We start from the raw sequence: 5716 nt of genomic DNA on the forward strand, positions 1-5716 counted from the left end.
CCCTGCCCGCCTTCGCTGTCCCCGGTCCCGGCCGAGCCGTCCCCCGCCCCGTCCGGACCGTCCCCAGATTCCCCCGAAGGAGGGCGACCGTCATGGGAAAGCGTCGCAAGCCCAACCCGCCGAGCCGGGCCCGCATGGCGGTCCTCACCACGGCCATGGCGGCCGGCGGCGCGGTCCTCGCCTCCGGCACCGCCCACGCCGAGCCGACCCCGAGCCTCGCCTCCGTCAAGGAACAGGTCGACCAGCTCAACGAGGACGCCGAGCAGGCGATCGAGAAGTTCAACGGCTTCCAGGAGAAGCAGCAGAAGCTCCAGGGCGAGGCCAACCTGATCCAGGAGAAGGTCGCCCGCGGCCAGGAGGCGATGAACGAGCTGCGGACCCGGCTCGGCGCGGTCGCCGCCGACCAGTACCGCACCAACGGCATCGACGCGTCGGTCCAGCTGATGCTCGACTCCGACCCGTCCGCCTACCTGGAGCGCGCCGCGGTGCAGAGCCAGGTCTCCGAATCCCAGGCGAACCTGCTCAAGCAGGCCCAGGACGAGCAGCGCAAGCTCGACCAGGACCGCGCCGAGGCCACCGCCACCCTGGCCGCGCTCGACTCGGTGGGCACGCAGCTGGCGGAGCAGAAGAAGGACATCCAGGGCAAGCTGGCCCAGGCCCAGGCGATGCTGAACAAGCTCAGCGCCGAGGACCGCGCCAAGATCAACGCCCAGCAGAACGCCGAGAAGGCCAAGGCCGAGGCCCAGCAGGCCGCCACCGCGGCCGCCAAGGACCGCGCCTCCCGCTCCGCCGACCGCCCGGACATGAACGCCCCGGTGCCGGCGGCCAGCGGCCGGGCCGCGACCATCATCGCCTTCGCCCAGGCCCAGCTCGGCAAGCCCTACGGCTGGAGCATGACCGGCCCCAACAGCTTCGACTGCTCCGGCCTCACCGGCGCCGCCTACCGCGCGGCGGGTGTCAAGCTCTCCCGGATCTCCCAGGACCAGTGGAACGACGGCCCGCACGTCGACCGGGCCAACCTCCAGCCCGGCGACCTGGTCTTCTTCTACGACGACATCCACCACGTCGGCCTGTACATCGGCGACGGCAAGATGATCCACGCCCCGCGCACGGGCAAGAACATCGAGGTCCTGCCGATCTCCGCGATGCCGTACAAGGGCGCCGTCCGCCCGGCCTGACCGCGCGCCACCACCGGCCCGTTCCCGCTTCGGCGGGGGCGGGCCGTCGTCGTTGCGCGGGCATCGGCCGGGACGGGCCGCCGCCGTCGTGGCGGCGCCGGTCGGGGGACGGGCCGGTCAGAGCGCGGCGAGCCGCTGCAGCAGGTGCGCCGGGTCGGTGAGGCCGCAGGCCCGGCGGACGGCGGCGTCATGGGCGGCGGCGAGGGCGTCGAGGCGGGTCAGCCGGGTGCGGCCCTGGCGGGAGAGGTGGGCGGTGATCCGGCGGCGGTCCTGGTCGTCCTGGCGCCGGTAGACCCAGCCGGAGTCGCACAGCGAGTCCACCAGCCGGCTCAGGCTCGCCTGCGGGATCAGCAGGGCCTGGGCCAGCTCTCCCATCGCGTGCCCCCGGCCGTCCGCGAGGGCGCGCAGCAGCCGCCACTGGTCGACGGTGCAGTCCTCCTCGGCCAGGGCGGCGGCGAGGCCGCCGGAGAGCCGGCGGTGGGCCAGCGTCACCAGCTCGACCAGCAGCGGCTCGGGGGCGGCGGGACGGTCGCCCGGGGACTCACTCGTGGACGCGCCCGCGGACTCACCCGGGGACCGGTTCGCGGCCGGGCCGACGGGATCACCGGGACGGGCGTCGATCCCCGGCGCGGCACCAGCTGCGGTCATCGGACGCTCCCTCTCCGGCCTTTCCCGATATCGGCGGTACGACGATACTCGCACCGTGAGCGTCGAGGTGAGCTTGATCGATCCGCTCGACGCGCTGCACTCGGTACGGGAGGGGGCGGCGCTTCGGGTGGGCCTCGTCGTGCCGCAGTCCGGCCCGCTCGGTCTCACCGGCCCGTCCGCGCTGGACGGGGCGCTGCTCGCCGCGCACGAGGTCAACGCGGCCGGCGGTGTCCGGGGCCGCCCGCTGGAGCTGGTGCTGGTGGACGGCGGCGGAGCGCCGGGCCGGGTCGCCGGCGAGGTACGGCGGCTGCTGGACGCCGGGGCGCTGGACGCGCTCGCCGGGTGCCACACCAGCGATGTGCACCGGGCGGTGGAGAGTGTCGCCGCGGGCCGCATCGCGTACCTCTTCACCCCGCCGCACGAGGGCGGCTCCCGGCTGCCCGGCGTGCTCTGCACCGGCATCGACCCGTACCGTCAACTCGGGTCAGCAGTACGCGAGGTGACGATTCGTCACAGAATTCGCCGCTGGGCGCTGATCGGCAACGACTACATCTGGCCGCGCGCCGTCCACCGGGCCGCCGAGGGTCTCGCGGCGCGGGCCGGTGCCCGGGTGGTGCTGGAGCGGCGGGTCCCGTTCGGGGCGGTCGAGGAGATGCTCGACCCGCTGCTGGACGCGCTGCGCGCCGCCCGCGCGGACGCCCTGCTGCTCAGCCTGATCGGGCGTGACCTGGTGCACTTCAACCGGGCGCTGCGGCGCAGCGGGCTGGACCGCACGCTGGTGCGGCTCTCCGGCGCCCTGGAGGAGAACGGCCTGCTCGCGCTCGGCGGCGACGACACCGGGACGCTCTATGCCGCGATGCCCTCCTTCGCGACGCTGGCGGAGGAGTGCCGGCAGAGCCTCGCCGAGCGGCACCGGGCGCTGTGCGGCCCGTGGGCGCCGGTCCTGGACGCCTACGCGGTGGGGCTGTACGAGGGTCTGCACCTGCTCGCCGACCTGGCGGCCCGCGGGGCGCTGGCCCCGGACGGTCTGCTGGCGGCGGCCGGCCGGCTGCTGCGCCGCGAGGGTGCGGGCCGGGCGCGGATCCACCTCGCCCGGGCCGAGGGCCTCGGCTTCGCGGTGCTGCCGCACTGACTGCGGGTGCCTCCTTCCCGTCAGGTGGAATGCCGCGGCGAAACCCTTCCATCTGGAAATAGTTGCCTCTACAGTCTCCCCACACACCCGCAGGGTCGTCACGGAGAGAGAGCACCATGGCCGACACACCCGCGCCCCAGGGCATCGAGAGCTACGGCTACCAGCAGGAACTGCGCCGATCGCTCGGCTTCACCGACCTGCTCGTCTACGGGCTGGTGTTCATGGTGCCGATCGCACCGTTCGGCATCTTCGGCGGCGTCTTCCAGGGCTCCGGCGGCATGGTCGCCCTGGCCTACGTCCTCGGCATGGTGGCGATGATGTTCACCGCCCTGTCGTACGCCCAGATGTCCCGGGCCTTCCCGATGGCCGGCTCGGTCTACACCTACGCGGGCCGCGGCATCGCCGCCCCGGTCGGCTTCCTGTCCGGCTGGATGATCCTGCTCGACTACGTGCTGGTGCCCGGACTGCTCTACCTGATCGCCGGCGTGGCCATGAACTCGCTGGTGCCGTCCATCCCGGTCTGGCTCTGGCTGATCGGCTTCGTGCTGCTCAACACCGTGGTCAACTACCTCGGCATCGAGACCACCAACCGGGTCAACAAGGCGATGCTGATCGGCGAACTCGTCGTGCTGGCCCTGTTCGTGGTGGTCGGGGTCATCGCCCTGGCCAACGGCAAGGGCCGGGGCTTCGACTTCACCCCGCTGTACGACCCGCACACCTTCTCGTGGAGCCTGGCCTTCGGGGCGGTCTCGATCGCGGTGCTCAGCTTCCTGGGCTTCGACGGCATCTCCACCCTCTCGGAGGAGAACCGCGACTCCGCCAAGGCCATCGGCCGGTCCATGGTCGCCGCACTGCTGCTCGCGGGCACACTGTTCATCGTGCAGACCTGGGTCGCCTCGCTGCTGGTCGCCGACCCCGACGCGCTGATCCGGGACGGCGACCCGAACGGCACCGCCTTCTACGACGCGGCCCGCACCGCCGCCGGCGGCTGGCTCGCCACGCTGACCGCCGCCTCCACCGCCGTGGCCTGGGGCTTCGCCAACTCGCTGGTCGCGCAGGCGGCCACCTCCCGGCTGCTGTACGCGATGGCCCGCGACCGCCAGCTGCCCGCCTTCCTGGCCCGGATCCACCCCACCCGCCGGGTGCCCGTCAACGCGACCCTGCTGACCGCCGGGATCTCGCTGGTGCTCGGCCTCTTCACGGCCTCGCGCGAGGACGGCATCACCCTGCTCAGCACCCTGGTCAACTTCGGGGCGCTGACCACCTTCCTGGTCCTGCACGTCGCCGTGGTCGTCCACTACCTCGTCCGCAGGCGCAGCAAGGACTACTGGCGGCACCTGATCGCCCCGGCGCTCGGCTTCGCGATCCTCGCGTACGTGGTCGTCAACGCCAACATCGCGGCCCAGCGGCTCGGTTTCGTCTGGCTGCTCGTCGGCGGGATCGTGCTCGCCGGGCTGACGGCGACCGGGCGCAAGCCCCGGCTGGCCGTCGCCGAGGCCGAGTCCACCACCGACGGTGCCGCCGCCCGCACCGAGGCCGCCACGAACGACGCCGCCACCGACGGTGCCGCCGCCACCGCCGCCGCCCCGAACACCGCCAAGGAGAAGCAGTGAGCCTGCCCGAGATCGTCCAGCTGAACCCGACCCCGGAGGACTACGCCTACACCTTCGGCGGCCGAGCCCCGCTGGTCACCGTCCGGCCCGGCACCGTCATCGAGCTGACCACCGAGGACTGCTTCGGCGGCAAGGTGCGCGGCACCGGCGACCTGCCCAGCCAGGTGTGCGTCTTCCCCTACCTCAATCCGGTCGCCGGCCCGATCGCGGTGGCCGGCGCCGAGCCCGGGGACGTCCTCGCGGTGCACTTCGTGGAGATCACCCCGGCCCGGGAGTACGGCATCTCCAGCACCTTCCCGCACTTCGGCGCGCTGACCGCGACCCACTCCACCGCGATGCTCCACCCGCCCCTGGAGGAGCGGGTCTGGGTCTACGACCTGGACGTCAAGTCGGGCGTCTGCCGGTTCCGGGCCCGCACCGGCGACTTCACGGTGGACCTGCCGCTCGACCCCATGCACGGCACGGTCGGCGTCGCCCCGGCGGCCGGCGAGGTGCTGGCCTCCATCACCCCGGGCGCGCACGGCGGCAACCTGGACACCCCCGAGATGCGGGCCGGCACCACCGCCTACTTCCGGGTCAACGCCGAGGGCGGCCTGCTCGCCCTCGGCGACGGCCACGCCCGCCAGGGCGAGGGCGAGGTCTGCGGCACGGCGGTGGAGGCGGCGATGCGCACCACCGTGATCGTCGACCTGATCAAGGGCGGCGGCCCGGCCTGGCCCCGGCTGGAGAACGACGACTTCCTGATCAGCACCGGCTCGGCCCGTCCGCTGGAGGACGCGTTCCGGATCAGCCAGCACGACCTGGTCGGCTGGACCGGCGAACTGCTCGGCCTCGACCAGCTCGACGCCTACCAACTGGTCAGTCAGGCCGGGCTGGCTCCGGCGGCGAACGTCTGCGACACCAACTACACGATGGTCGCCAAGCTGCCGAAGAACCTGCTCGGCCGGGCCCGCGCCTACCACGGGCTGCACGACCGCCTGCGCGAGACCGCCGGGGCGTACCTGCGGCACCGGTAGCGGCGCCCCGCCGGTCCGGGTCCGCGGATCCGGACGCATCGGCCCGGACGTGCCGGTCCGGACGCACGACGTCGACCCGTGGGTTCGCCCGCGTGGGTCAAAGTCCCGGCAAATCCCGCGGACCCCCAC

Annotated in this window: 5 protein-coding genes; 4 read left to right on the forward strand and 1 reads right to left on the reverse strand. The window is 73.3% G+C overall.

The window, feature by feature from the left end; genetic code table 11:
• Positions 1-92 precede the first annotated feature (92 nt).
• The gene (locus ACIQOV_RS24320; RefSeq protein WP_401051701.1) at positions 93-1178 is read left to right on the forward strand and encodes an NlpC/P60 family protein; all 1086 of its coding nucleotides are present in this window, start codon (positions 93-95) and stop codon (positions 1176-1178) included.
• A gap of 117 nt (positions 1179-1295) precedes the next feature.
• Here ACIQOV_RS24320 and ACIQOV_RS24325 read toward each other — a convergent pair whose 3' ends face one another.
• On the reverse strand, positions 1296-1826 hold the full coding sequence (locus ACIQOV_RS24325; protein WP_401051704.1) for a MarR family winged helix-turn-helix transcriptional regulator: 531 nt from the start codon (positions 1824-1826) through the stop codon (positions 1296-1298).
• A 55-nt stretch (positions 1827-1881) separates the two neighbouring features.
• Here ACIQOV_RS24325 and ACIQOV_RS24330 point away from each other — a divergent pair, with 55 nt between their 5' ends.
• The 3 genes from ACIQOV_RS24330 (at position 1882) to ACIQOV_RS24340 (ending at position 5587) form a co-directional block, all read left to right on the forward strand.
• On the forward strand, positions 1882-2958 hold the full coding sequence (locus ACIQOV_RS24330; RefSeq protein ID WP_401051706.1) for an ABC transporter substrate-binding protein: 1077 nt from the start codon (positions 1882-1884) through the stop codon (positions 2956-2958).
• 116 nt (positions 2959-3074) lie between these two features.
• On the forward strand, positions 3075-4571 hold the full coding sequence (locus ACIQOV_RS24335) for an APC family permease (protein ID WP_401051708.1): 1497 nt from the start codon (positions 3075-3077) through the stop codon (positions 4569-4571).
• Positions 4568-5587, forward strand: coding sequence for an acetamidase/formamidase family protein (locus ACIQOV_RS24340; protein WP_401051710.1), 1020 nt, complete (start codon positions 4568-4570; stop codon positions 5585-5587). The genes ACIQOV_RS24335 and ACIQOV_RS24340 overlap by 4 nt, the downstream gene beginning before the upstream one ends.
• Positions 5588-5716 lie beyond the last annotated feature (129 nt).

This window comes from Kitasatospora sp. NPDC091257 (assembly GCF_044757675.1).
Classification (GTDB): domain Bacteria; phylum Actinomycetota; class Actinomycetes; order Streptomycetales; family Streptomycetaceae; genus Kitasatospora; species Kitasatospora lactacystinica.